Source organism: Tessaracoccus rhinocerotis, from assembly GCF_007197885.1.
Classification (GTDB): Bacteria; Actinomycetota; Actinomycetes; order Propionibacteriales; family Propionibacteriaceae; genus Arachnia; species Arachnia rhinocerotis.
Genome location: NZ_VKKG01000004.1, coordinates 112,809 through 137,584, shown reverse-complemented (window position 1 = coordinate 137,584; position 24,776 = coordinate 112,809). Strand labels below are relative to the sequence as shown.

Here is a 24,776-nt window from a genome sequence, read left to right as displayed (position 1 = left end):
CGCGACAAGGTTGCGTTCGGTAATCCGGCACCTTCCGCAACAGTGTTGCGCTGGGCGTCGACGTCGGGGCCTTCCGCAACACTGTTGCGCTGGGAACGGGCCGGACTGGCCGAATCCACCCGGTAGGACCCCGTCGGTGGAAGAATGAACCACCCCGTTTCCCTCGGAAAGGCAAACCCATGGGCATGAGCAACCAGTGGAGCAACGACCCGCGCGAGCTGCTGCGGCCGGGCGCCGACTTCGACCTCGCCACCTTCGACCGACGCGGCACCCCCGGCTGGGAGGGGGACAAGGCGGAGGCGAAGGAGCTCATGGACTCCCGCGGTGCCCTCCTCTACGAACTGCAGGAGCGGCTCTACGCCGAGGGCCGCGCGGGCGGGAAGCGCTCGGTGCTGATCATCGTGCAGGGCCTGGACACGGCGGGCAAGGGCGGCATCGCGCGGCACGTGATGGGCTACGTGGACCCGCAGGGTGTGCAGCTGCGCTCGTTCGGCGTCCCCACCGAGGAGGAACGCTCCCACCACTACCTGTGGCGGATCGAGAAGGCCCTCCCCCAACCCGGCCGCATCGGCCTGTTCGACCGCTCCCACTACGAGGACGTCCTGGTGGTGCGCGTCGACGAGCTGGTGGAGCAGGAGGTCTGGGAGCCCCGCTACGACGAGATCAACGCCTGGGAGAAGGAACTGGCCGACTCGGGCACCATCATCCTGAAGTTCGCGCTCATGGTCTCCCACGAGGAGCAGGGCCTGCGGCTGATGGAGCGCCTGGACAGGCCCGACAAGCACTGGAAGTACTCGCCCTCGGACCTGACCACCCGCGCGAACTGGGACAAGTACCAGCAGGCCTACCAGGCGGTGTTCGAGCGCACCGACACCGACCACGCCCCCTGGTACGTGCTGCCCGCGGACCGCAAGTGGTACTCGCGGCTCGCCGCCACGGAGATCATCACGCGCACGCTCATCGAGATGGAGATGACGTGGCCGCGGGTCCGGTGGAGCGACGACGTGCAGCGCCGCAAGCTGGCCGACACCATGACGACGGCGTCCCTCGCGGAGTCGCTCGCCGCCACCGAGGAGACGGTCCGCTCGGCCATCGAGGAGAGCATCGACGTCAAGCTCGAGGCCGCCGCACTCGTCGGGCGCGACGAGGAGACCACGCGCGAGCTCGCCGACGCCAAGCGCCAGGAACTGCTCGCCGAGCTCGAGCAGAACATCGCCCACAAGCGGGAACTGCTCGCCGCCCGCGACGACGCTCCCTCCGGTTCCGAGCCCGCCGAGCAGGACTCCAAGAAGTCGAAGAAATCGAAGGAGTCCGGCAAGGGTGGCGGCAAGGGCAAGAAGAAGAAGAAGTCGAAGAAGGGCAAGAAGTAGACCGGGCAGCGGCGCGCGCGCCGAGCACGGTGGAGGGTGGACGGCCGACAGGCCTGGCCGGGCCGCCCCCGTCCGCCACGCCCGTACCCGCCGCGCTCGTCCACCTCGCCGGGGGCGCGCCGCTGCAGCTGGTGTGGGCCAACCAGCTGGGTGGCCTGACGGCGCGCATCGACCACCCCGACGGCGCACGCTTCGCGAAGTGGAACCCCGCCGGCAGCCCCGTCTCCCTCGACGACGAGCGGCTCCGGCTGGAGTGGCTCGCGCGGAACCCACCCACGGTCGCGTTCCCCGTGCCGCTCGGCCACGGCAGCGACGTCGACGGCGAGTGGCTGGTCACCCGCGGCATGGCCGGCCGGGACGCCGTCTCCGGCCCCGCCCACGAGCACCCCGAAGTGGCCGCCAGCGCGATGGGCGAGGGCCTGCGACTTCTCCACGACTCCCTGGACCCGGCCGACTGCCCCTTCGACTGGGGCGTGCCCGCGCGCCTGCGGGCCGCCGCGCTGGCGGGCGGCGTGGTCCCGGCAGCGCTGCACCGCCCGCCGTCGCTCGCCCGGGCCGTTGTCTGCCACGGCGACCCGTGCGTCCCCAACACGCTGCTCACCCCCGACGGCGCACTCGCCGGGATCGTCGACCTCGGGGCCCTGGGCGTGGCCGACCGCTGGGCCGACCTCGCCGTCGCCACGTGGAGCCTGGCCTGGAACTTCGAGGGCGCGTCCCCCGACGGCCCGGTCACCGGCACGCCCTCGGAACTGGAGCTCGTGCTGCTGGACGCCTACGGGATCGCCCCCGACCTGGAGCGGATGCGCTACTACCGGGCCCTCTGGGCCGCCGGGTGATGGTCGTGCGGCGGGTTTCTACACTGTATGGGCACCCCGGGTGAGGGTGCCGTGAGGGCCACTGATAGCTTCCGGAAACATGGACGAAGTGACCCTTGGGCGCTGGCAGTTCGGCATCACGACCGTCTACCACTACCTGTTCGTGCCCATCACAATCTCGCTGTCGCTGATCGTTGCCGTGATGCAGACGTTCTGGCTAAGAACCTCCGACGAGCGCTACCTGCGACTGACGAAGTTCTTCGGGAAGCTGTTCCTGATCAACTTCGCGCTGGGCGTGGTCACCGGCATCGTGCAGGAGTTCCAGTTCGGGATGAACTGGTCGGAGTACTCGCGCTTCGTGGGCGACGTCTTCGGCGCGCCGCTCGCCCTCGAGGCGCTGCTGGCGTTCTTCCTCGAGTCGACCTTCCTCGGTCTGTGGATCTTCGGCTGGGACAAGCTGCCCAAGGCCGTCCACCTCGCCTGCATCTACATGGTGGCGTTCGGCACCATGCTGTCGGCGACGTTCATCCTGGCCGCCAACTCGTGGATGCAGAACCCCGTGGGCACCACCTTCCGCAACGGACGCGCTGAGCTCGACGGTGTCGAGGGCTTCCTCGAGGTGCTTGCCAACCCGGTCTTCCTGGTGACGTTCCCCCACGTCATCTTCGGCGCGTTCATGGTGGGCGGCGCCATCGTCGCGGGCGTCAGCGGCTGGCACCTCGCCAAGCTGGGCACCGACAAGGCCGACACCCCCGAGGCCGGCGCCTTCAGGGCCAGCGCCAAGCTCGGTGCCTGGATCCTGATCGGGGCGTCGGTGTTCACCGTCCTGACCGGCGACTTCCAGTCGAAGGTGATGATCCAGGCGCAGCCAATGAAGATGGCCGCGGCCGAGGGGCTCTTCGAGACCGAGGAGTGCGCCGGTTTCTCCCTCCTGACGATCGGCAACCTCGACGGCAGCGACGAGGTGTGGTCGCTCAAGATCCCGTGCCTGCTGTCGGTGATGTCCGGCCACGACACGGTCGAGGGCGTCAACAACCTGCGCGAGAAGTACGCCGAGCAGGGCTACCGCCAGTTCGACGACTCGCAGAGCAAGCTGCAGGCCGAGTACGCCGACGTGCTCGCCGACACCTACCCCGGGATCGACCCGGCCCCGAACATCTTCATCTCCTACTGGACGTTCCGGCTGATGATCACACTCGGCCTGTTGGGCACCGTCATCGGGGCGTTCCTGCTCTGGACGCTCCGACGAGGTCGGATGCCGGCCCAGAGGTGGTGGTGGACGCCCCTGATGTTCGCCATGCCGCTGCTGCCCCTGTTCGCCAACTCGTTCGGGTGGATCTTCACCGAGATGGGCCGCCAGCCGTGGCTCGTGGCGGGCGTGCTGCCCACCCAGGCCGGCATCTCGCCGACGGCGAGCGTGGCCGAGGTGGTCACGTCGATGGTGGTCTACACCCTCATCTACGGGTTCCTGGCCGTCATCGAGGTGGGACTGTTCCTGAAGTACGTGAGGTTGGGGCTGCCCGACGTCACCCCCGTCGACCCGCAATCGGTCGACGACCCAGATGCCCCGATGACGTTCGCCTACTGAGCCGGAGACGTGGACAATCATGCTGCTTGAAACTGTTCCCACACTCGTCACCGTGTGGTTCGCCCTCATCGCCGTGCTGTGGATCGGCTTCTTCTTCCTGGAGTGCTTCGACTTCGGCGTCGCCATGCACCTGCTGGTCACCGCGCGCGGCAACAAGGAGCGGCGCGTCATGATCAACACCATCGGCCCCCTCTGGGACGGCAACGAGGTGTGGCTCCTGACCGCCGGCGGCGCCATGTTCGCCGCGTTCCCCGGCTGGTACGCCTCCCTGTTCTCGGGCCTTTACCTGCCGCTGCTGCTGGTACTCGTGGGCCTGATCCTGCGCGGCGTCGCGTTCGAGTACCGCGCCAAGCACCCCGACCCGCGCTGGAAGACGATGTTCGACTGGTTCGCGATCGTCGGCTCGCTCCTGCCGCCGCTGGTGCTCGGCGTCGGCTTCGCCAACTTCGTCATGGGCATGCCCAACGACGGCCTGCTGTGGACCGGCGACTTCTGGGCCCTGTTCGTGCCGTTCGGTCTGCTGGGCGGCGTGCTGCTCGTGGGGCTGTGCCTGATGCACGGGGCGACCTTCCTCAGCCTCAAGACCCACGGCACGGTGCACGCCCGCGCCCGCCGCTACCTGGGCCGCTACGGCTGGCTCACCGTCGCCCTGCTCGCAGTGTTCGTCGGCTGCCAGAACGTCTTCTGGCCGGCGGTCTCCGAGTTCGGCGACTTCGGCGTGATCGCCTGGGTGCTCGGCGTGGTGGCCGTCCTGGCCGCGGCCGGCTCGCTGCTGGCGACGATGGCCCGTCGGGAGGGCTGGGCCTTCGCCCTCGGCGGCGTCGCCATCCTCGGCCTGTTCGCCGGGATCTTCCTCAGGATGTACGGCAACCTCGGCTTCCTGCAGGACACCGGCGTGCCCGTCGCCGAGCGCCTGAACATGCTCACGGCCGCCTCGTCGGACACGACCCTGACCATCATGACGTGGGCCGCGGTCATCTTCGTCCCGATCGTCATCGGCTACCAGACGTGGAGCTACTGGGTGTTCAGCAAGCGGATCAGCACCAAGAACATCCCCGACGACGTCGAGGCCGCCGCCTGATCCCATGGCCGGACCCATCCACCCCAGACTCCTGCAACGCGCCGGGGCCACCAGGAAGTACCTGGTGGCCTCTGTGGCGTCCGGAGTGGTGACTGCGTTCCTGCTGGTCGCCCAGGCCTGGCTGCTCGCGCGCGCCATCACCTCCGTGTTCGAGGGCGACGTCCCGGCCGGCTGGGGTCGGCTGGTGGGCGGGCTCGCCGCGGTCTTCGGCGTCCGGGCGCTGCTGGGCTGGCTGGACTCCTGGCTGGCGCACCGCTCCGCCGCCGCGGTGAAGTCGCAGCTGCGGCGCGACGTCCTGGCTGCCCGGGCGGCGCGACCGACGGGCGGGGCCTCGTCGTCGACGCTGGTTCACGTGGTCACCACCGGGTTGGACGCCCTCGACGGCTACTACTCCAAGTACCTGCCGCAGCTCGGGCTGGCCGTGACGGTCCCGGTCATCGTGGGGGCCGCGATCCTGGTCACGGACTGGCCGTCGGCCCTGATCGTGGCGTTCACCCTGCCGCTGATCCCGATCTTCATGGCGCTCATCGGCTGGACGACGCAGCAGGCGACCCGCCGCAGCTTCGCCGTGGCCGACCGGCTGTCCAACCACTTCGCCGACCTCATCGAAGGGCTCCCCACGCTGCAGGCCTTCGCGCGCGCCCGGGCGCAGAGGAAGGGGGTCGAGCTCAGCGAGGGGCGGTACCGGCAGGCCACCATGCGGGTGCTCTACGTCTCGTTCCTGTCCGCGTTCGCGCTCGAACTGCTCGCGACCCTCTCGGTGGCCGTGGTGGCGGTCACGATCGGCTTCCGCCTGGTCTACGGCGACGTCGGATTCGAGGCCGCGCTGTTCGTACTGGTCCTCGCGCCGGAGGCGTTCCTGCCCGTGCGGCAGGTGGGCGTCCACTTCCACGACTCCGTGGACGGGGTAGCGGCGGCCGAGGCGGCGTTCGACGTCATCGACGGCGCGCCTGCGGCCACCGGCACCACACCCCCGCCCGCGCTCCGGGAGGAGCCGATCGTCCTCGACGACGTCAGCTTCACCTACCCCGGCGCCGCGTCCCCGGCGCTGGCCGGGTTCTCCCTGCAGCTGGAGCCGGGCGAGGTGGTGGCGCTCAGCGGCGCCTCCGGCTCGGGAAAGTCCACGCTCCTCGCGCTGCTGCTCGGCTTCCTGGTGCCCGACGGCGGCCGGGTGCTGCTGGGAGACCTCGACCTCGCCGACTGCGACGTGGCCGGGTGGCGTCGCCAGGTGGCATGGGTCTCGCAGGATCCCGGCCTGGTGCACGGCACCGTCGCGGACAACGTCCTGCTCGGTGACCCGGCCGCCGGACCCGACGACGTGGCCGCGGCCCTGCGCGCGGCCGGCGCCGACTTCCCTGCCGACAAGCAGGTGGGCGACGACGGCGAGGGCCTCTCCGGCGGCGAGCGGCGGCGCGTCGCGGTGGCGCGGGCCCTGCTGCGGATCCGCTCCGGCAGCACCCGCCTGCTGGTCCTCGACGAGCCCACGGCCGGCCTGGACGCCGACAGCGAGGCCACCGTGATCGACGCCGTCCGAGCCACTGGCGTGGGCGCCCTGGTGGTCACGCACCGGCCCGCCGTGCTGGCCGCGGCCGACCGCGTCGTCGCCCTGGAGCCGGTCTCATGAGCGGGCGCAGCGGGCAGTGGGAGCTGGTCCGGGAGCTGTTGCGGGCGGTGCCGAAGGGTCGGCGCCGGTTCGCACTGGCCACCCTGCTGGCCGCGCTGTCGTCGATGTCGTCGGTGGCGCTGATGGGGGTGGCCGCCTGGTTGATCAGCTTCGCCGCCATGGCGCCGCCGGTGCTGTACCTGCAGGCCGCGGCCGTGCTTGTGCGCGCGTTCGGGATCTCGCGCGGCGTCACCCGGTACGCCGAGCGGATCGTCGGGCACGACCTCGTGCTGCGGATGCAGTCCGCGCTGCGCATCCGCGTCTACGACAAGCTGGCCGGCACCACCCTGATCGGTCGTCGACGCGGCGACCTCCTCACCCGGATCGTCTCCGACGTCGCGGCCATCCAGGACGTCGTGGTCCGCGTCGTGATCCCGGTGCTGTCGGCGTCGCTGGTGGTCACGGCCACCACCGTGATCCTCGCCACGTTCAACCTCCCCTCGGCGCTGGTGCTGTTGGCGACGGCGGCGTTGGGCGGGGTCGGCGTGCCCTACCTGGCACAGCGCGCGACCCTGCGAATCGACCTCGAGTCCGTGCCCACCCGCGGCCGCCTCGCCGACGGCGTGCGCGAGTTCTCCCGCACGGCGCGGGACCTGGCCGCCTACGGCGCCACCGACCAGGCGCTGGCCCGGGTGCTGGCCGTGGACGACGATCTGCGCACCCAGGAGGCCCGGGGCGCGTGGGTGCGCGGCATCGCAGGCGCCGGCCAACTGCTCGCGGCCGGGGCGGCAGTCGTCGCGGCGCTGCTGATCGGGACGCCCGCGCTGGTCGACGGCAGCCTCGACCCCCGCCACCTCGCCGTGCTGGTGCTGACCCCACTGGCGCTGCACGAGGTCCTGAATACCTTCACCCAGGCCGCCCAGACCTGGACGCGCTCCCGGGCCGCGCTCCAGCGGGTCGCCGAGACCCTGGACGCCCCCGACGTCGGCAGCGGCGACGCCGTCCCCGCCGACGCGTCCGGCGAGGGGCTCGTGCTGGACGACGTCACCATCGGCTGGCCCGGCGCGCCCGCGCTGTTCTCCGGACTCGACCTGCGCGTCCGCCCCGGCGAGCGGGTGGCGCTGGTGGGCCCCTCGGGCGTGGGCAAGACCACCGTCGCCGCCACCGTGATGGGCCTGGTCCCGCCCGTGGTGGGTCGGATCGCGCGCGGCGGGAGAGTCGGCTACCTGGCCCAGGACGCGCACGTGTTCGCGACGTCGGTGGCCGAGAACGTCCGGATCGGGAACAAGGACGCCACCCCCGAGCAGGTGTCCGCGGCCCTCACCCGGGCCGGGCTGGACGACCTGGACCCCGACCGTGTCCTCGGGGAGGGCGGCACCGGGCTCTCCGGCGGCGAGAGACGCCGCCTGGCGTTCGCCCGCGTCGTGGCCGACGAGCGCGACCTCCTCATCCTCGACGAGCCCACCGAGCACCTGGACCACGAGACCGCCGAGCGCCTCGTCAACGACATCTTCGCGGCCACCTCCGGTCAGGCCTTGCTGGTGCTCACCCACGACGCGGCGGTGGTCGGCCGCTGCGACCGGGTCCACGAGCTCATCGACCCGCGGGGTACCACCCAGGGCCACCCTGCGACGGGACCGGGGCCTGACGTTCTCGAACCGCCCCGTTCGCTAGAGTGACGAGGGTGATCAGCCAGCTACCGCCCGACGCGTCACCGCGTCGGCTCAAGGTGGCCCAGTTCACCGACAACTACGGCCCCGGCAGCAACGGGCTGATGTTCGCGGTGCAACAACTCGAGGGCAACCTGCTCGACGCCGGACACGAGACCGTCGTCGTCGCGCCCCGCGCGAAGGGGCCGAACCCGCACTTCGGTCGTGAGGGCCGCACGGAGATCCGGCTCCCGTCCGTGCGGGTCCCGAGCCTGCCCACCCGGGTCGCGAACGGCCGCCACTTCGAGCGCACCATCGACGAGATCGGCCGCATCAGGCCGGACGTCATCCACGTCCACGGCTTCGGCCCGGTGGGCGTGCTCGGGGTGTGGGCGGCCAAGCGCCTGGGCATCCCGCTGATGCTGACGTGGCACACCGACTTCGACGCCTACGCCAACCACTACGCCGCGATCCTGCCGCTACTGACGCAGGTGGTGAAGGCCTTCATGGGCCTCTCCCGCGGTGAGCTGTTCGACTCCCAGGACCTGCGCGCCGCCGTGATCCGCTTCGAGGACCGCGGGAAGTCCACCGCCTCGCTGCTGGGCATCTGCCAGAAGATGCTGGAGACCGCGGACCTGATCACCTCGCCGTCGCCGAAGACCGCCGCCCGCTGCCGCGAGATCGCACCCGGGGCGAACGTCGTCGTCGTCCCCAACGGGGTCGACGCCCTGCCGCCCGGTCCCCCGCCGATCCCGAAGCCCGACGGCCCGCTCGTGCTCTACGCCGGCCGCATCGCCCCGGAGAAGGACCTCCCCCTCCTGGTCAACGCATTCTCGCTGGTTTCCACCCAACGTCCCGACGCCCGGTTGATGGTGGTGGGCGACTGGCAGCAGCACCCCCGCATCAAGCGCGCCCTCGGCGATGCCCGCGCCACAGGCAAGGTGATCCTCCCGGGCGAGCAGCCGCGCGACCTGCTCGGCGCCTTCTACGCGATGGCCGACGTGTTCGCCTTCCCGAGCCAGACCGACACGCAGGCCCTCGTGCTGCACGAGGCGGCTCTCGCCGGCCTGCCGATCGTCTCGGTCGACCCGGGACTCACGCTGGTCATCGAGCCCGGCGTCAACGGCGAACTGGCACGACCCACGCCGGCCTCGATGGCGGCCGCGTTGCTGCGCGTGATCGACCGCCTCGACGACGAGGCCTGGATGGCCGAGGCGTCGGCGACTTCGAAGCGGCTGGCCGGACAGTGGAGCATCGAGTCGCAGGCGAACGAGATGCTGCGGCTCTACGGCGAGGTCGCGGCCATCCGCGACGCCGTCGCCGCCTGACCCACCCCCTCCGGCATGCGTCGCCGGGGTGGGCCGCGGACTGTGGTCACCACGTCACGCGGGGCCCGCGGTCACTAGGGTTGGCCCATGAGTCTTCCGCTGCCCCGCACCCCGCACCCATCCGAGGCGCCGACGATCCGCTGGGGCATCCTTGCCCCCGGCGGCATCGCCACCGCGTTCGCCGACGCCCTCCGCAAGCACACCCGGCAGGAGATCGTCGCCGTCGGGTCGCGCTCGGCCGAGCGCTCCGCAGACTTCGTCGCCCGCTTCGACATCCCGCGCCACTACGGCACCTACGAGGAACTGGTGGCCGACGACGACGTCGACGCCGTCTACGTGGCCTCACCGCACAGCCACCACGCCGAGCAGGCGCTGTTGGCGATCGCCGCCGGCAAGCACGTCCTCGTGGAGAAGGCGTTCACCCCGACCGCCGCGGAGGCCCGACGCGTGGTGCAGGCCGCCCGCGAGGCCGACGTGACGCTCATGGAGGCGATGTGGGCCCGGTTCCTGCCCCACTACGACATCATCCGCCAGTTGCTGGCCGACGGCGCCTTCGGTGAGCTCGAGGTCCTCACCGCCGACCACGGCCAGTACTTCCCGCTCGACCCCGAGCACCGGCTCTACAACCCGGCCCTGGCCGGGGGCGCGATGCTGGACCTGGGTGTCTACCCCGTCTCGTTCGCCTCGTTCGTGCTCGGCACGCCCGGCAGCATCCATGCCACCGGCACCCGCGCCGAGACCGGGGTGGACCGCCAGGTCTCGATGGTCCTCGACGGCTACGCCGAGCATCCGCACGCCCACGCGGTGCTGAACACCACCTTGCACGCGCGCACCCCCACCCGCGGAGCCATCAGCGGTTCCGACGCCACCGTCGAACTCGCCAACGGCTTCTACGGGCCCTCACCGATCCTCTGGGTCCCGCGCGAGGGCGAGCCCGAGACGTCGGCCGATCCGGAGATCCAGGGACACGAGGGCCTGGCGTTCCAGGCCGCACACTTCGCAGGGTTGGTCAGCGACGGCAGGCGCGAGTCGGACCTGCTGCCGCTGGCCGAGACCGTGGCGATCGTCGAGACGATGGAGGAGTCACTGCGGCAGGTGCCCTGACGAGCACAGGAAGGCACTGCACCACTTTCGTGGGCAGTGCCTCCTCCGCACTTGCGTGCGGATAAGCCGGACCCCGGCGGTGCGGGGGAACACTCGCCGGGGGCCGACAGTCCAATTGAACCGCGATCAGCGGTCAAAAACCATGCCTGTTTCCTCAGGCGCAGCTCCAGGGCTGGGTGCCGCGGATTGCGTAGAGGCGGTTGGCGACCGTGATCTGCTCGGCGCGGGTTGCCTGGTGCGGGTAGGCGGCGAAGTCCTGGCCGTTGACGGAGCGCCAGGTCTGCAGGTCGAACTGGAGGCCGCCGTAGTAGCCGTTGCCGGTGTTGATGTTCCAGCGGTTGGTGGACTCGCACTGCGCGATCCGCGTCCACATCGCCTCCCGGGCCAGGTTGAGGCCGGCGCCGGAGGAGGACGAGGAGGAGGATCCGGAGTCGGAGGAGGAGGCCGAGGATGAGTCCGAGGCGGGGGCCGGCGGCGGGGCGACGACCTTGGTGCCGATCGTGGTCATCTGGTGCACGGGCTGCACGGAGACGACCTTCTCGGCGAGGGTGGAGTCCACCAGGACCCCGTCCTCGTAGGTGTCGGTCCACGTCTCGCGGAAGGAGCCCTCGACGCCCTTGGTGGTGACCTTCTCCGTGCCCTTGGTGAGTTCGTCGGACTTCACCTCGCGCTTCTCGAACGCGATCGGGGTCATCTCGGTGCGGGCCTTGGTCTCGACGGCGACGAAGGTGATCTCCATGCCGTCGGCCAGCTCGGTTTCCGGGGCGGGGGTGAGCTTGTCGTCCTCGTCCGGGGCGACGCCGGCCTCGGCGAGCACGTCGCCGACGGTGCCGGCGATGGTCAGCTGCGAGGGCTTCCCCGCGACCGTGAGCGTCACGTCCTTGGCGGTGGCGATCTCGACCGAGAGGCCCTCACGGCCGATGGCCGACGAACGGGAGGTGGAGTACTTGGAGTCTTCCGCGTTGAGGTTCAGGTAGCTGAGTGCCTCGTCGAGCGTCTGCGCGGTGGTCCACACCTCGCGCTTCACGCCGTCGACCGTGACCTCCAGCGGCCGGCCGTAGTTGACGGTGATCTCCATGTCCTGGGTGATGGTGGACTCCTGCGCCGGCAGGACCACGTCGTGCTCGCCGACGTTGATGCCCTCGAGCTCGAGGACCTCGGCGACGGTGTCCTCGCGGACGGCCATCGAGGTGGCGACGCCGTCGACGACGAGGACCACGTCATTCTTGTGCAGCGCGGTGGCGACCCCAGCCGTGCCGACCAGTGCCAGCGCGGCGGTGCCGGCGGCTACGGGGATCCAGATCTTCTTGGCCATACAGGTACTACTCCAGTGAATCTGAGGTGGTGCCGGAGTTGTCCGGCCTCATCAGGTTAACCCGAACCTGAATGAATCCCAAACTCTTTCTGAGAATCTCTCAGATTCCTGCTACGGGAGCCGGTTCCTCAGCGCCGCGCCGCAGTGGGCCGACGCTCCGCCCGGAACGCCTTGAGCCGCAGGCTGTTGAGCACCACGAACACGCTGGAGAAGGCCATGGCCGCGCCCGCGATCATCGGCGTCAGCAGCCCGAGGGCCGCGATCGGGATGGCCGCCACGTTGTAGGCGAACGCCCACACCAGGTTGGACTTGATGGTGCGGTCGGTGGCGCGGGACAGGCGGACGGCGTCGACCACGGAGGCGAGGTCGTCGCGCATCAGGGTGATGTCGCTCGCGGCGATGGCCGCGTCGGTGCCCTGTCCCATGGCGATCCCCAGGTCCGCCCGGGCGAGGGCTGCGGCGTCGTTCACGCCGTCGCCCACCATTGCGACGTTGCGGCCCTGGGCCTGCAGGTCGGCGACCACCTGCGCCTTGCCCTGGGGCAGGACGTCGGCGCTGATGTCGGTGATGCCGGCCTCGGCCGCCACCTTCTCCGCCGCGGCGCGGTTGTCGCCGGTCAGCAGGACCGGGCGCAGGCCGAGTTCGCGCAGGCGCGAGATCGCTGCGGCGGCACCGGGCTTGAGCTCGTCGCCGACGACGATGCGGCCGAGGTAGGTGCCGGCGAGGGAAACGAGCACCTCGCTGCCCACGACGTCGCCGCCGGCTGCCGGAGCGTTGGTGACGAGCCGCGAGTTGCCGACGAGGGCATCCCCCGTGTGGCCGTCGATGCGGACACTGGCGGTGACGCCGTGCCCGGCGACGATTCGGAAACCGTCTGCCTCCACCTCGTCGACGCCGGCGGCCCGGGCGTGGGCCACGACGGCGCGGGCGATCGGGTGCTCGGAACCGGCCTCAACTGCGGCGGCGACGGCCAGCAGCCGGGACTCGGTGACACCGTCGGCCGCCTCGACCGCCAGCACGGCCATGGTGCCGGTGGTGAGCGTGCCGGTCTTGTCGAGGACGATCGTGTCGATCTTGCTGGCCTTCTCCAGCGCCTGGGCGCCACGGATCACGGTGCCGAGCTGCGCGCCCCGCCCCGTTCCGGCCAGCAGCGCAGACGGCGTGGCGAGGCCCAGTGCGCAGGGGCACGCGATGATCAGCACCGCGATCGCGGCGGTCAGGGCGAAGGTGAGGCCGTTGCCCACCAAGAGGTGCACCAGGAGCGTGACGACGGCGGTGCCGATGACGGCGGGCACGAACCACCCGGTGACCCTGTCGGCGAGGCGCTGGGCGTTGGACTTGTCGGTCTGCGCCTCCTCGACGAGCCTTGCGATCTGGGCGAGCTGGGTCTGGGCGCCCACGGCGGTGGCGCGCACGAGCAGTCTGCCGGTGGTGTTCAGGGAACCTCCGACGACGTGGGCGCCGGGCGCGACCTCCACCGGCATCGACTCACCGGTGATGATGGAGGCGTCGACGGCGGACTGGCCCTCGACGACCTCGCCGTCGGCCGCGACCTTCTCACCCGGGCGCACGACGACGACGTCGCCCACGGCGAGGCTGTCGACGGCGACGGTGGACTCCACGCCGTCACGCACGACATTGGCGCGTTTGGCGCCGACCTCCAAGAGTGCGCGGACGGCCGCGCCCGCCTCCTGCTTGGAGCGGGCCTCGATCCAACGGCCGAGCAGCAGGAAGGCGATGATCGCGGCGGCCGCCTCGAAGTAGATCGCCTCGAGCGGGTCCGTGCTGCCGAGCGAGAGGGTGAATTCGTGGCGCATCCCGATCATCCCTGCGCCGCCGAAGACCATGGCGACCAGCGACCACCCGAACGCCGCGACGGTGCCGATGGTCACGAGGGTGTCCATGGTGGTGGAGCCGTGGCGCAGGTTGTTCCAAGTGGCCGCATGGAAGGACCGTCCGCACCAGAACACGATGACGGCGGTGAACACGAGGGCCACCCACTGCCACGCGGGGAACTGCAGCACGGGCACCATCGACACAGCCACCACTGGGATGCCCAGCGCGAACGCCAGCAGCATCCGTGGGCGCAGCACCTGCGCGTGGTTCGGCCGGACGACGTCGGGGCTGGTCAGCCGCGCGTCGTAGCCTGCGGCGCGCACCACCTCGACGAGCTGCTCGGTGGTCACACCCTCTGGGGCGCGGACGCTGGCCTTCTCGGTGGCGTAGTTGACGGTGGCGGTGACGCCCCCCACCTTGTTCAGCCGTTTCTCGATCCGGTTGGCGCACGACGCGCACGTCATGCCGTCGATGTCGAGCGAGACCGGGCTGGCCGTCGGCTTCTCGGTGGTGGTTGACACTGCTGTCTCCTCATTGCGCCACGGCGGGCGCTGGATTCTGGTCAGGCCTGGGCGACGGCGTACTCGCCGGCCTCCTCGACGGCGGCGACGATGTCGGAGAAGGCGATGGGGGCGTCGGACTCGACGGCCATGTTGCCGCCCTCGAGCGTGACGTCGACCTTCTTGACACCGGCGATCTCGGAGACCTCCTCGGTGACGTGGTGGACGCAGTTTCCACAGGTCATTCCAGTGACGGTGTAGTTGGTGATCATGTCGGATTCCTCTCGTCGGACTCGGCGGGCGCCAGGGTTGGGGCCATAGGGCATGCTGCCACCCAACAAACACATCATACCCCCTAGGGGTATGGGCGCAAGCGGGGGTTGCGGCTTCGGTGTTGTCCACAGGCGAACCTTGGGTTGTGGAGAGTTCGGCGCCTCCGAAACATTCGCCGAAACTCCTGCGACAAGAGCCGCAGCCCTCGTCCGACGGCACTTCTCGCCGAGCCGGGAGCCGTTGATAACGATTCGGTAACGGCCGTCGCGGCGTGTCGGAATCTTCTTTCCACAGCCTTTGAGACTGCCCGTCCACCGCTTCCCACAGCCGTTCAACAGGCTATTCCACGGCTACGGGCACGTTGTCCCCAGCTTGTCAGTGGTGGCGCGTAGACATGTGGGTGGGTCGGCGGTGGTGCACTAACGTGTTGTGCTTCCGGTGCACGTGGCCCGGCTCGAACCACGACGATCAGGAGGGTCACGAACCGATGTCCGTACAGCACATCAACGGCGGTGGCGCGGTCAGCGAACTGGACCGTACCCCGCCGCAGGACCTTGCCGCCGAGCAGAGCGTCCTGGGCGCCATGATGATGAGCAAGGACGCCATCTCCGACGTCGTCGAGGTGCTGAGGGGGGTGGACTTCTACCGCCCGAACCACGAGTCCATCTTCGAGGCCATCATCAACCTCTACGGGCGCGGGGAGCCAGCCGACCCGATCACGGTGGCCGGCGAACTGGGCAAGCAGGGCGAGCTGAGCAAGGTCGGCGGCGCGGTCTACCTGCACGACCTGCTGGCCTCGGTATCGATCGCCGCCAACGCCTCCTACTACGCGGAGCTCGTCCGCGAAAAGGCCATCCTTCGACGGCTGGTGAACGCCTCCATCCGCATCGCCCAGCTCGGCTACCTGGGCCAGGGCGAGGTGGACAACATCGTCGACGAGGCGCAGCAGACGCTCTTCGAGGTCACCGAGAGCAAGTCCTCGGAGGACTACAAGAGCCTGCGCGAGCTGATGGAGCCGACGTTCGACGAGATGGAGGCGATCAGCAACTCGGGTGACGGGCTCTCCGGCGTCCCCACGGGCTTCATCGAACTGGACCGGATGACCAACGGCCTGCACTCGGGCCAGATGATCATCGTCGCCGCCCGCCCCGGCGTCGGCAAGTCCACCTTCGCGCTCGACGTCTGCCGCTCGGCGGCCATCCACCACGACATGGCCACGGCGTTCTTCTCGCTCGAGATGAGCCGCACGGAGATCGTGATGAAGGTGCTCTCGGCAGAGGCTTCGGTGCCGCTGAAGAAGATCCGCGGCGGGAAGATGGACGAGTCGGACTGGCAGCGCATCACCGACAAGTCCGTGCAGATGACCGAGAAGCCGTTCTTCATCGACGACTCGCCGAACCTGACGATGATGGAGATCCGCGCCAAGGCCCGCCGCCTCAAGCAGCGCCACGACCTCAAGCTCATCGCCATCGACTACATCCAGCTGATGACCTCCGGCAAGAAGGTGGAGTCCCGCCAGCTCGAGGTCTCCGAGTTCTCCCGCCAGATCAAGCTGCTGGCCAAGGAGCTGGAGATCCCGGTGATCGCGCTCAGCCAGCTGAGCCGCAACACCGAGCAGCGCAAGGACGGCATCCCCGCCCTGTCGGACCTGCGAGAGTCCGGCTCGCTCGAGCAGGACGCGGACATCGTCCTGATGCTGCACCGCCCCGAGATGTACTCCCAGAACCCCACCGACGAGGAACGCGGGCTCGCGGCGTTCCACATCCCCAAGCACCGAAACGGCGAGACCGGCAAGATCGACGCCCTGTTCCAGGGCCACTACTCGCGGTTCACGAACCCTCCGTTCTGACGGCGCAGGCCGGGGCCCGTCCATTGCGGACGGGCCCCGGCCCGGTCGGTGTCACTCAGAGGTTGTCGGGGCTGCGTTGGACATCATCCTTCGTCTCCCGCGCCGCGTCGGCGCCGTCCTGCTTGACGTGCTCGCCGGACTCCCTCGCCTGCTCGGCGACGTTGTCCTTGGCGGCCTGCGCGTCCTGCTTGACCGTGCCGGCGGCGTCCTCGGCCGTGAGCCGGACCTCGTCAGCCGCCTCCTGTGCCATCGGCTGCAGGTGGTCCCGCGCCTCCTGCGCCATGCCCTTGACCTCGTCGGTCAACGGCTCGGCGGCCTCCTTCACCTTCTGGGCGGCCTCCTGTTCGGCGCGGCTGGACGGGATCAGGCCACCGATCAGCGCCCCGACGCCGGCAGCGATCAGTCCGGCGGCGATCGGGTTGCCCCGGGTGCGTCGCTTGACCTGCTGCGGGGCGTCGGCCACGGCGTCGCGTGCGTCGTGGACGGCGCCGGAGACCTGGTCGCCCATGTCGCCGACGGCACCGGAGTCAGTCGGGTCGTAGGGTGATCCGAAGACCCGCTCCTTGATGTCGTTTACGCCGCCCTTGACCTTGTCCACCTGGCTGCGGGCGATGTTGCCGGGCTTGCTGCGGTCCTCGAGCGCGTTGACGTTGTCGCTCAGTTCCGCCCGGGTGCGCTCGATGTCTCGGCGGATCTCTTCTGGATTGCTCATCGGTTCTTCTCCTCGTTGCCTGTGGCCGCGTTGGGAATCTTCTTGACGGTGTCCTGCGTCCTGGGGACGCCCTGGACGTTCGAGAGTTCGTTCTTTCCGACGAGGGCGAGCACTGCGGCGACCACCGCCCAGATGATCGTGACGATCAGGCCGCTCCAGCCCAGTGCGGGCTCCTCGCTGTCCCCGATGGCGACGGCGAGCGCCCACCAGACGGTGAGCGTCAGCGAGATCAGCATCAGGTGTCCCGCGACGCCGGCACCGGCGAGCATGCCCGCCCCCTTGCCGGCCTGGGTGGCTGATTGCTTGACCTCGGCCTTGGCCAGGTCCAACTCCTGTCGGATGAGCGTGGAGGCGTTGTCGAGGACGTCCGAGGCGATCTCGCCGATCGAGCGGTCCTCCTGCTGGTAGCGGCGGTAGCTGGCGTCCTCCTCGCTGAGCGGTTCACCGACCCTCGGGCCGACGCCTGCGGCGGCGGTCCCCGCGGGATCGGGGTACCGGGGCTCCGGTGGCCCGGGATCGCGTCCCGGCACCGGCTGCTGTGGATACGACGTCATCGCAGTTCCCCACCTCGGGCGCCCGGGGTCGGCGGCGTGGTGAACCCGTCGTCGGGTCGCGTCACCTGCTCACCGCGGACGCTCTGCGTCGGCGGTGGTCCACCCAGCGGCTGCGAGCCACGCCCGAGCCTGTCGACGTCGTCGCTGTAGCTGGGGGCGTCAAGGCGCCGTCCGCCCGTCGGGCTGGCTGGGCCCGAGTCGTCGCCGTCGGAGAGTCCCCGCACCAGCCGGGCACCCACGAAGCCGACACCCGCCGAGATGGCGAGGAAGGTCCACGGCCTGCGGGCGGCGAAGCGGCGCACCGAGTCCAGCACCTCCTCGGGGCGGTTCTGCTCCAGCCAGTCCGCGGCGTCGTCCCCGAATCGTTGGACGCGCCCGGCGAACTCCACCACGGGCCCGGACTCGGTGGTCGAGTCGGTCATGGAGTGCAGTTCACCCGACATCGAGCGCACCACCTCAGCGAGCCTTCGCTGGCCGACCTCAGCCTGCTGCTTCAGCTCGCCGACCCCCTCGTCGAGGATGCGACGGGTCTGGAACTTGGCCTCGTCCACGACGTGGCCGGCCTCCTCCTTGGCCGAGTCGATGACGTGGCCACCCTCGGCCCTGGCCGTCTCGGCGACGGCGGAGGCCTCCTGCTTGGCGGTGTCGGCGACTTCACGGCTGCGATCAGCAGCACCCGATGCGACGCGCTTGGCCTCCTCCTTGGAACCAGAAGTGTCGTCGGTGCGGGGTCGGTACTCGCCCTCGTCGACGATGAAGGGCTCGGCCGCGCTCCGCTCCGGCGGCGCCGAGGAGCGGTCTCCCCCGCCGGGTCCTGTGGGTCCGGGCACTGTGGGTCCCGGAACTGTCCCGGGGTGACCCGGGGCAAGTGGCGGTTGGGTCCCTCCGGGCATCCTGTTGGGGTCCTGACCGCCTGGGGGGCGGTTGGGATCGAAGGGCTGAGACTGACTGGGGTACGTCATCTTTCCTCCAAAGGGTCTTGTCTGGAGACCGAGGTCTTCCCCGATTGTCGGGGGATCGACACTACGCGAGAGGGGGTCATTCCGCCGTCAGATCGGACAAACTGCGAGGTTGGCGCCCACGAAAGGCGTAGTCGCGATCCGGGATTTCCGCCCGGGCGTCGACCTTGCACCACCCGCGGCGTAGCGTTCGTGGCATGTGCCGAAACATCCACACGCTCCACAACTTCGAGCCGGCCGCCACCTCCGAGGAAGTGCACGCCGCCGCGCTGCAGTACGTGCGCAAGATCGCGGGCACGACGAAGCCCTCCAAGGCCAACCAGGAGGCGTTCGACCAGGCGGTCCACGCCGTCGCCCACGCCACCGAGCACCTCCTGGAGGCGCTGGTGACCACCGCGCCTCCCAAGAATCGCGAGGAGGAGTACGCGAAGGCGCGCGCCCGCGCCGAGAAGTCAGGCCGCTACGCGAACGCGGGCTGAGCCAGGCGCACCGGCCGTCAGCGCACCTGAGTTTGCTGACGCTGCTCGGCGCCACCGTGGCCGTTGAACCAGGTCAGTAGATGTCGTCGGCGTCGTTGACGAGGAGGGCGTAGGCGGCCAGTCGGGTGTCGTACTCGGTGAAATGCCCCCCGATGTTACCCCAGCAGCCGCTCCCGCTCAGCCGCCACCACCTCCCTCGCCAGGTCGGTCTCCGTGATGTCGAACGCCTCGGGTGCACTGTGAGCGAGCTCGCTGACGCGGGCGAAGTCGTCGAACACGGCCCGCTTCCGGGCGAGGATCTCGGTCAGCCGCTCGTCGACGCCCTCGTCGGAGAGCAGCCGGTGCACCTGGACGCTGCGCAGCTGACCCATCCTGTGCGCGCGGGCGATGGCCTGCCACTCGGTGGTCGGGGTGAGCTGTGGCTCGCAGATCACCACGACGGACGCGGCCTGGATGTTCAGGCCGACGCCGGCGGCGACGATCTGCGCCACCAGTGCGGCCCCGCCGGGGGCTGCGGTGAAGTCGTCGATGATCCTCTGGCGTTCGGTCGGCGGCACCGAGCCGGTCAGTGGCCCGAACACCGGGCCCGGCAGCAGGGCAGCCACCTGCGCGAGCACTTCTCGGAAGTGCGAGTACACGATCACGCGGCGTCCGTTGGCCTCCGCCTCGGCGACGATCTCGCACAGCCTCCGCAGCTTCCCCGACGACGCGCCCTGCGTGCACGCCGCCTGCCGCATCGCCATGAAGTTGCCCGCCTCCACCGCCTCTCGGTAGACGCCCTGGTCCACGGCGGACATCGGGACCCACTCGTCGACCTCCACCAATTCGGGCAACTCGGTGAGCACGTCCTCCTGGTTGCGCCGCAGGTAGACGGGCGCGACGGCCTGCCGGAAGTCGTGCGCCGTCGGCGACTCCACGAGGTCCTCCAGCAGGTCCGGGCGAGCCTGCTGGACGAGTGCGCAGAACTCGTCGATCCGGTTGGCCAGCGGGGTGCCCGTCATCAGGAGCACCCGCGGCACCCGGTCGAGGATGTCGGCGGTGCGCCGGGAGCGCTTCGCCGCCGGGTTCTTGATGTAGTGGGCCTCGTCGACGACGACGCACCCCACCTGCTCCACCGGCAACTCCTGGTGCACCGCCCAGCGCAGCGTGCCGAAGCTCGTCACCGCCACCCCACCGTCTCGTCGCCACGCCTCGAGGGCGGCCCGCCGGTCCTCACCGTGGAGGCGGTGCAGTCTCGACGCCGGGCAGCATGTTGCGGTTGGGGTGACCGTTGAGGGCTGAACCCCGCGCCATGAACGTCGACAGCTCGTCGGTGGAGAAGTAGCCGACACTGGCGAGCGTCGCGTACAGCGCGGCGGCGCAGTGTCCCTTGGACAGGATGAACTCGTCAGCGCTCGTGCAGCAGACCCCTCGGCCCCGTCCGGGTCCGCAGGGTCGAGACGCAGCACGCCGAAGTACAGCGTGGCCAACACGTCGGTGATGCTGAGGTCCCCGCCGATGTGGCCCGCACGCGCGGCGTCGATAGTCGTGACGACGTGACGACGGATGGCCTTGGCCTCAGCGCCGATGAGCTCGTCGCGCTCGGCTGGTGAGGCATTGGCGATTGGCCTGCGCAGGTCGCGCCACTCACCGGCGCGCGTGTGGGTTGCCTGGAGCAATGGCCTCCTCGTGCATATTCATTCAGTCCTGAATGAGCGGTGCCAGTCTACGGGTCAAGGTCCTGCTGTCAACTGCCCGTCGACACCCGGCAGGGCATGCGCTGAGCACGGCTGCTGCTGGCTGCGATGCCCGCAACTAACGACGGTGCGCATCCCTCGAAACTGCGGCGACGGGGTGTGGGGAGGTGGGAGCCCGAGCGCCCACCTCCCCACAGCACAGATCAGGATCAGCCGACCTCGCCGGGGGACGCGTCCGCACCGGTGCTCGGCAGGCCGGGCGGAATCCCGGGAACCGGCGGCCTGATGGGTTGAGCGGACGGATCCGCATCGGGTGTGGGCTCCATCGGAAGATCGTTCCCTGGTGTGGGCTCAACCGGCGGATCGGTGTCGCCCGGCTCCCCTGTGTCGCCGCTGACGACGATCTGCACCCGGTCCAGGTTCAGCACCCATGCGTGCTGCGCTTCGACGTCCCCGTTGCGTTCCGCGGTGACGCGCACCCCGACGAAATGCGTGCCCGCCTCCTCGAACGACGCGGTGGCCTCAAACGAGGTTCGCGCCGCGAGCCAGGCGCCTGCAGGAACGGGCGGAGCTTCCTCATAGTCACCGTCGCCGTCGAGATCCCACTCGACCCGAATGATCTCACCGGCACCCGGTGGCACCTGCACGGTCGCCGTCAGGGCGACGGGCTCACCAACCTTGGCCTGGACACGCTCGAGGCCACCACCCGTCAGGGAGACGGTGGGCTGGATACCGAGTCGGTCAGTGGCTCCGTCCGGCACGACGATCTGCCCGTTCACGACGTCATACTGTGTGGACGCCGGCGGTTCGACGCCGTCTTCCGCCCAGTTGGCGATATCCCGCAGCGCTTGCTCCACCATGCCGTACCAGTCGACGAGGTGTTTCGCCCTCTCCCCTGACACCGGAGCGTCCTGGTGGTCAGCGTGGTCATTGAAGTACACGCGGTAGTGGTCAGCAGCCGCATGCCCAAGGCTGGCTTCAACCTGCCTGCGGTACCAGTCCGTGTGCAGGGGCAGGGCATCTGTGTCGTACAGGTTGGACACCGCGATGAACTTGCCGTTGATGGATCCGTCAAATGCCGTGTTACCGGAGACGAAGCCGTGGAAGCCGCTGTCCTTGGCCACCCGCTGGGGATGGATCGGCGTCCCATCGGACCCGCGGAACTGGTCGAAGGCCACCCAGCCCTCCTCTTCGGGGGGCACCTGGTAGCGGTAGTAGAACCGGTTGGCGATGTCCCACCGGTTCTCCTCGGTGTCGCCCATCTCCGCGAGAACACTGCGGACGCGCTCCCCCAGCGCCGAGTCCTCGACACCGAGGTAACCCGGGGCATTCCAGAAATCATCGGCGTAGGTCGGATCGAACCGCAACGGATCGCTGGACGTCAGGCCATTTGCGTACTGCTCGGTCTGGCCAAGCAGGTAGTCGGGGTACTCCCACGCCTGCCACGGCACACCCAGCCGATGCATCTCCTCCAGCATGGCGCTCTCAGCCTCATCCAGACCGGCGAATGGGTCCCCGCTGCCACCGGGCAGCATCGCTGCTTGGATCTGGGCGGCCTTGTCAGTGAGGATCAGGTCACCGGCGGCGCGGGCCTGGAACTGGTACGACGTCGGCTGCGGCACGGCTTGCACCATCGAGACGAAGCCGTCCCACACTCCGGTGGTGTTCTCGGCCGCACCGAGGGTCTGGAAGGAGCCGCCGCTGGGCCCGTAGAGATAGCCATGGATCGGCCCCTCCTGGGCGTAGTAGTCGGCGGCAAGGGTCTTGGCGAACTTCGCTGCCGCGGCCCCGTGCGCGTAGCCAAGCGAGACACTGGAATTGCCGGCCTGGACCGCGTAGCCGCCACCGCCCAGCGCAAAGCTGATGGCACGATCCGTAGCTTGGGAGAGGTCCTCGCCTGGGGCGAAGGTCGTCGGGTAGGTGAACTGGAAGAACCGGCCCTCCCACGCCGACTTGCTCTCCTCGGCGTGGAAATAGACGGTGAATTGGATGTCAGTGCCTTCGAAGTGCCCCCGAATCCGACGGTGCGGCAAGGGTGACGTCTCGTCGGTTGTGCTGTCGACGACCGGGGAGGCATAGGTCGGGTCGACACAGTCGGCAGTGACCTGCAAGGCGCCGCCCTCGCTGCTACACGTGGGCGGCGCTGCGGCGCTGGGTTGGACGAGGCTACCGGCAAACAGCACGGCAGCAGCGGCTGCTCCGACAACGCGATTCCTGAGCTGGGACGACAAAGTCATGGTCCTCACTTCTTCGGGGACTTGAGAGAACGTTCTCCATAGAACGTACTCACGACCCTAAGGCGTGGGGATCTCCAGTGTCAATGACCCAGGCGCGAGACTTCCTCCCGACCAAAGAGGCGGATCTTGGCAAACATGTCTTCCAGCAGGTAGCGCACGTCCACCTGGTCGAACACACGAATAGGATGCCCGGCCCCGGGAAGGTAGCCACCCTCCCGGCCGAAACGAGGCGCCGGCACCGTGCGGAAGAGCCGCCCGTCGGATCCAGACCAGTCCAATGGCTGGCGAGTCACCCAGGGAGCGGTGCTCAAAGGCTCACCCACCGGCACGGTGGCGTTCCACTCCACGAGTTGGTCGATGAGGTAGTCGGCGAGCCGGCTGGTGCCGCGGAGCTTCTCCTCCAGTTCGGCATAGCCGACCGAGACCATCGTGTAGATGGTGGCCGGGACCTGCCAGAGCCCGACGCCTGCCCAAAGACGACATTGGCCAGCGGCCCCAGGAAGGTGACGAAGAGTGGGTCGCCGGGCGAGGCCGCCTTGCTCGCCTCGATAACGTTCTCTATCGGTCAAGCGCCTGGCCGCCCGGACGCCTACGGCGCGGTGCGATCATGAACCAGAACGCCAGGTTCGCCAGAAGCATCGCCGCCGCCATCACGGCCCCCAACGGTGCAAACGATGTGACACCCAGCAGCCCAACCACGGGCGACGCCACTCCCGCCAGACCGAAGTTGGCGGCCCCCAGAAGAGCGGCTGCCGTCCCTGCGCGCTCACCGTGCTCCGCCAGCCCGAGGGCCGAGAGACAGGGCCCGCATCCCCCTGCAAGCAGCAGGAAGAGAGCCATCGCGATGACGACGCCAGCCAGACCTGGCCAGACCCACGAGAGCAGGATGAGCGCGGCGGGGATCAGCACCATGCCCAGGAGGATCATCGCCAGGACGCGATGAGGGCCCTGCCGCACAGCCAGCGCCGCGGACACCTGCGTCCCCACCACAAACATCAATCCGTTGATCCCCGAGATCAGTCCATACGTCTGTGGCGCCAAACCGAAGGCCTGCTGGAACATGAACGACGACGTGGAGAGGTAGGCGAAAACCGACGACACCATCATCCCCCCGACCAGAGCCACACCGACGAAGGACCGGTCCCTCAGCAACAAGCGGTAACTGCGCAGCACCCTGCCTCGGCCACGCCCCCCGAGGCGCCTCTCCGGCGAGAGCGTCTCAGGAATGAAGGCGGCAGCCAGCACGAGCACCACACCCCCGTAGGCGGCGACAACAACAAAGATCCCACGCCAGCTGAACAGGTGCATGAGTTGGGCGCCAAGGAAGGGCGCGACGATGGGGGCCGTGCCGCTGAACAGCGCAACCCGAGCCAGGCCCTTGATGAGGGAGCTGCCCTCGGCGACGTCCCGGATCATGGCCATGGCCACCACACCAGCGCCAGACGAGCCGGCCCCCTGGAGGACGCGCAACACGATCAGCCACTCGATATCGGGCGATGCCGCGATTGCCACACTGGCCGCCACATGCACTCCCGTTCCGATGAGCAGCGGTAGCCGTCGACCGATGGAGTCACTCCACGGCCCCACCACCAGTTGCCCGAGTGCGAAGCCCAGCGTGGCACCGCTCAGCGTGAGCTGGACGGCAAACGGCGTCGTGGCCAGTTCGTTCTCGATCTGGGGAAAGGCCGGAAGATAGAGGTCAATCGTGAGGGGGCCAAGGATGGACAACAGGCCCAACATCACAATGAGCCGCCCCGGCGGAACGCTCGAGGTGCGCTCCGAGGGGACATGAGTGGAAGCCATACGCAAATCTCCTGCGCCGAACATTCGTGGGAGGTGAGGATCTCC

Annotated in this window: 21 protein-coding genes; 10 read left to right on the top strand and 11 right to left on the bottom strand. The window is 69.4% G+C overall.

The features are described from left to right. Positions 1–185 precede the first annotated feature (185 nt). From FOJ82_RS10620 to FOJ82_RS10585, 8 genes are all read left to right on the top strand, one after another. The gene (locus FOJ82_RS10620) at positions 186–1,370 is read left to right on the top strand and encodes a PPK2 family polyphosphate kinase (RefSeq protein WP_221933124.1); all 1,185 of its coding nucleotides are present in this window, start codon (positions 186–188) and stop codon (positions 1,368–1,370) included. Positions 1,371–1,399: 29 nt separating this feature from the next. Beyond that, positions 1,400–2,206, top strand: a complete 807-nt coding sequence (locus tag FOJ82_RS10615) for an aminoglycoside 3'-phosphotransferase (RefSeq protein WP_143938465.1) — start codon at positions 1,400–1,402, stop codon at positions 2,204–2,206. Positions 2,207–2,285: 79 nt separating this feature from the next. Continuing rightward, complete coding sequence (locus FOJ82_RS10610; protein WP_143938464.1) at positions 2,286–3,773, top strand: cytochrome ubiquinol oxidase subunit I; 1,488 nt, start codon at positions 2,286–2,288, stop codon at positions 3,771–3,773. 19 nt (positions 3,774–3,792) lie between these two features. Continuing rightward, complete coding sequence (gene cydB / locus FOJ82_RS10605; RefSeq protein WP_143938463.1) at positions 3,793–4,854, top strand: cytochrome d ubiquinol oxidase subunit II; 1,062 nt, start codon at positions 3,793–3,795, stop codon at positions 4,852–4,854. Between the two features lie 4 nt (positions 4,855–4,858). Then, the gene (gene cydD / locus FOJ82_RS10600) at positions 4,859–6,478 is read left to right on the top strand and encodes a thiol reductant ABC exporter subunit CydD (protein ID WP_143938462.1); all 1,620 of its coding nucleotides are present in this window, start codon (positions 4,859–4,861) and stop codon (positions 6,476–6,478) included. Beyond that, on the top strand, positions 6,475–8,136 hold the full coding sequence (gene cydC, locus FOJ82_RS10595) for a thiol reductant ABC exporter subunit CydC (RefSeq protein ID WP_143938461.1): 1,662 nt from the start codon (positions 6,475–6,477) through the stop codon (positions 8,134–8,136). Before cydD ends, cydC begins: the two co-directional genes overlap by 4 nt. A gap of 5 nt (positions 8,137–8,141) precedes the next feature. Then, positions 8,142–9,434: a glycosyltransferase gene (locus FOJ82_RS10590; RefSeq protein WP_143938460.1), complete on the top strand. Its 1,293-nt coding sequence runs from the start codon at positions 8,142–8,144 to the stop codon at positions 9,432–9,434. 87 nt (positions 9,435–9,521) lie between these two features. After that, a complete protein-coding gene (locus FOJ82_RS10585) occupies positions 9,522–10,538 on the top strand; it encodes a Gfo/Idh/MocA family protein (RefSeq protein WP_143938459.1) in 1,017 nt (338 codons plus the stop codon). 154 nt (positions 10,539–10,692) lie between these two features. On the opposite strand, the gene FOJ82_RS16880 is transcribed toward FOJ82_RS10585, so the two are convergent. The 3 genes from FOJ82_RS16880 to FOJ82_RS10570 form a co-directional block, all read right to left on the bottom strand. Then, complete coding sequence (locus FOJ82_RS16880; RefSeq protein WP_143938458.1) at positions 10,693–11,853, bottom strand: resuscitation-promoting factor; 1,161 nt, start codon at positions 11,851–11,853, stop codon at positions 10,693–10,695. A 128-nt stretch (positions 11,854–11,981) separates the two neighbouring features. Next, positions 11,982–14,210 (bottom strand): heavy metal translocating P-type ATPase, encoded by a 2,229-nt coding sequence (locus FOJ82_RS10575; protein WP_281279940.1) that lies wholly within the window; start codon positions 14,208–14,210, stop codon positions 11,982–11,984. Positions 14,211–14,251: 41 nt separating this feature from the next. Beyond that, the gene (locus tag FOJ82_RS10570; protein ID WP_143938457.1) at positions 14,252–14,461 is read right to left on the bottom strand and encodes a heavy-metal-associated domain-containing protein; all 210 of its coding nucleotides are present in this window, start codon (positions 14,459–14,461) and stop codon (positions 14,252–14,254) included. 488 nt (positions 14,462–14,949) lie between these two features. Here FOJ82_RS10570 and dnaB point away from each other — a divergent pair, with 488 nt between their 5' ends. Beyond that, a complete protein-coding gene (gene dnaB, locus FOJ82_RS10565; protein ID WP_143938456.1) occupies positions 14,950–16,311 on the top strand; it encodes a replicative DNA helicase in 1,362 nt (453 codons plus the stop codon). Between the two features lie 55 nt (positions 16,312–16,366). Here the strand turns inward: dnaB and FOJ82_RS10560 are convergent, their stop codons facing one another. Genes FOJ82_RS10560 through FOJ82_RS10550 form a run of 3 tightly spaced genes read right to left on the bottom strand, consistent with a single transcriptional unit; the run spans position 16,367 to position 18,407 of the window. Continuing rightward, entirely contained in the window at positions 16,367–17,023 is a 657-nt protein-coding gene (locus FOJ82_RS10560; RefSeq protein WP_143938455.1) for a DUF3618 domain-containing protein, read from the bottom strand. Further along, positions 17,020–17,577, bottom strand: a complete 558-nt coding sequence (locus tag FOJ82_RS10555; protein WP_143938454.1) for a phage holin family protein — start codon at positions 17,575–17,577, stop codon at positions 17,020–17,022. Before FOJ82_RS10555 ends, FOJ82_RS10560 begins: the two co-directional genes overlap by 4 nt. After that, positions 17,574–18,407: a F0F1 ATP synthase subunit B family protein gene (locus FOJ82_RS10550; RefSeq protein WP_143938453.1), complete on the bottom strand. Its 834-nt coding sequence runs from the start codon at positions 18,405–18,407 to the stop codon at positions 17,574–17,576. Before FOJ82_RS10550 ends, FOJ82_RS10555 begins: the two co-directional genes overlap by 4 nt. A gap of 326 nt (positions 18,408–18,733) precedes the next feature. Between FOJ82_RS10550 and FOJ82_RS10545 the strand changes: the two genes are divergently transcribed. Next, positions 18,734–19,015, top strand: a complete 282-nt coding sequence (locus FOJ82_RS10545; protein WP_143938452.1) for a DUF2277 domain-containing protein — start codon at positions 18,734–18,736, stop codon at positions 19,013–19,015. Positions 19,016–19,170: 155 nt separating this feature from the next. Here FOJ82_RS10545 and FOJ82_RS10540 read toward each other — a convergent pair whose 3' ends face one another. The 5 genes from FOJ82_RS10540 to FOJ82_RS10520 all read right to left on the bottom strand — a co-directional run bounded on the left by FOJ82_RS10540 (position 19,171) and on the right by FOJ82_RS10520 (position 24,731). Further along, positions 19,171–20,247 carry a DEAD/DEAH box helicase gene (locus tag FOJ82_RS10540; protein WP_425472501.1) on the bottom strand — a complete coding sequence of 359 codons (1,077 nt, stop codon included), beginning with the start codon at positions 20,245–20,247 and terminating at the stop codon, positions 19,171–19,173. After that, on the bottom strand, positions 20,228–20,365 hold the full coding sequence (locus FOJ82_RS17035; protein WP_425472500.1) for a hypothetical protein: 138 nt from the start codon (positions 20,363–20,365) through the stop codon (positions 20,228–20,230). The genes FOJ82_RS10540 and FOJ82_RS17035 overlap by 20 nt, the downstream gene beginning before the upstream one ends. Positions 20,366–20,900: 535 nt before the next feature. Then, positions 20,901–22,928 (bottom strand): Tat pathway signal sequence domain protein, encoded by a 2,028-nt coding sequence (locus tag FOJ82_RS10530; RefSeq protein WP_143938450.1) that lies wholly within the window; start codon positions 22,926–22,928, stop codon positions 20,901–20,903. An 80-nt stretch (positions 22,929–23,008) separates the two neighbouring features. Then, positions 23,009–23,356, bottom strand: coding sequence for a hypothetical protein (locus FOJ82_RS10525; protein ID WP_143938449.1), 348 nt, complete (start codon positions 23,354–23,356; stop codon positions 23,009–23,011). 130 nt (positions 23,357–23,486) lie between these two features. Next, positions 23,487–24,731 (bottom strand): Bcr/CflA family efflux MFS transporter, encoded by a 1,245-nt coding sequence (locus tag FOJ82_RS10520; RefSeq protein WP_185975735.1) that lies wholly within the window; start codon positions 24,729–24,731, stop codon positions 23,487–23,489. Between the last annotated feature and the right edge of the window lie 45 nt (positions 24,732–24,776).

Coding starts and splice junctions, on each gene's coding strand:
- FOJ82_RS10620 (WP_221933124.1), top strand. CDS start 186: ATGAGCAACCAGTGGAGCAACGACCCGCGCGAGCTGCTGCGGCCGGGC.
- FOJ82_RS10610 (WP_143938464.1), top strand. CDS start 2,286: ATGGACGAAGTGACCCTTGGGCGCTGGCAGTTCGGCATCACGACCGTC.
- cydB (WP_143938463.1), top strand. CDS start 3,793: ATGCTGCTTGAAACTGTTCCCACACTCGTCACCGTGTGGTTCGCCCTC.
- cydD (WP_143938462.1), top strand. CDS start 4,859: ATGGCCGGACCCATCCACCCCAGACTCCTGCAACGCGCCGGGGCCACC.
- cydC (WP_143938461.1), top strand. CDS start 6,475: ATGAGCGGGCGCAGCGGGCAGTGGGAGCTGGTCCGGGAGCTGTTGCGG.
- FOJ82_RS10585 (WP_143938459.1), top strand. CDS start 9,522: ATGAGTCTTCCGCTGCCCCGCACCCCGCACCCATCCGAGGCGCCGACG.
- FOJ82_RS16880 (WP_143938458.1), bottom strand. CDS start 11,853: ATGGCCAAGAAGATCTGGATCCCCGTAGCCGCCGGCACCGCCGCGCTG.
- FOJ82_RS10570 (WP_143938457.1), bottom strand. CDS start 14,461: ATGATCACCAACTACACCGTCACTGGAATGACCTGTGGAAACTGCGTC.
- dnaB (WP_143938456.1), top strand. CDS start 14,950: ATGTCCGTACAGCACATCAACGGCGGTGGCGCGGTCAGCGAACTGGAC.
- FOJ82_RS10560 (WP_143938455.1), bottom strand. CDS start 17,023: ATGAGCAATCCAGAAGAGATCCGCCGAGACATCGAGCGCACCCGGGCG.
- FOJ82_RS10555 (WP_143938454.1), bottom strand. CDS start 17,577: ATGACGTCGTATCCACAGCAGCCGGTGCCGGGACGCGATCCCGGGCCA.
- FOJ82_RS10545 (WP_143938452.1), top strand. CDS start 18,734: ATGTGCCGAAACATCCACACGCTCCACAACTTCGAGCCGGCCGCCACC.
- FOJ82_RS10530 (WP_143938450.1), bottom strand. CDS start 22,928: ATGACTTTGTCGTCCCAGCTCAGGAATCGCGTTGTCGGAGCAGCCGCT.
- FOJ82_RS10525 (WP_143938449.1), bottom strand. CDS start 23,356: ATGGTCTCGGTCGGCTATGCCGAACTGGAGGAGAAGCTCCGCGGCACC.
- FOJ82_RS10520 (WP_185975735.1), bottom strand. CDS start 24,731: ATGGCTTCCACTCATGTCCCCTCGGAGCGCACCTCGAGCGTTCCGCCG.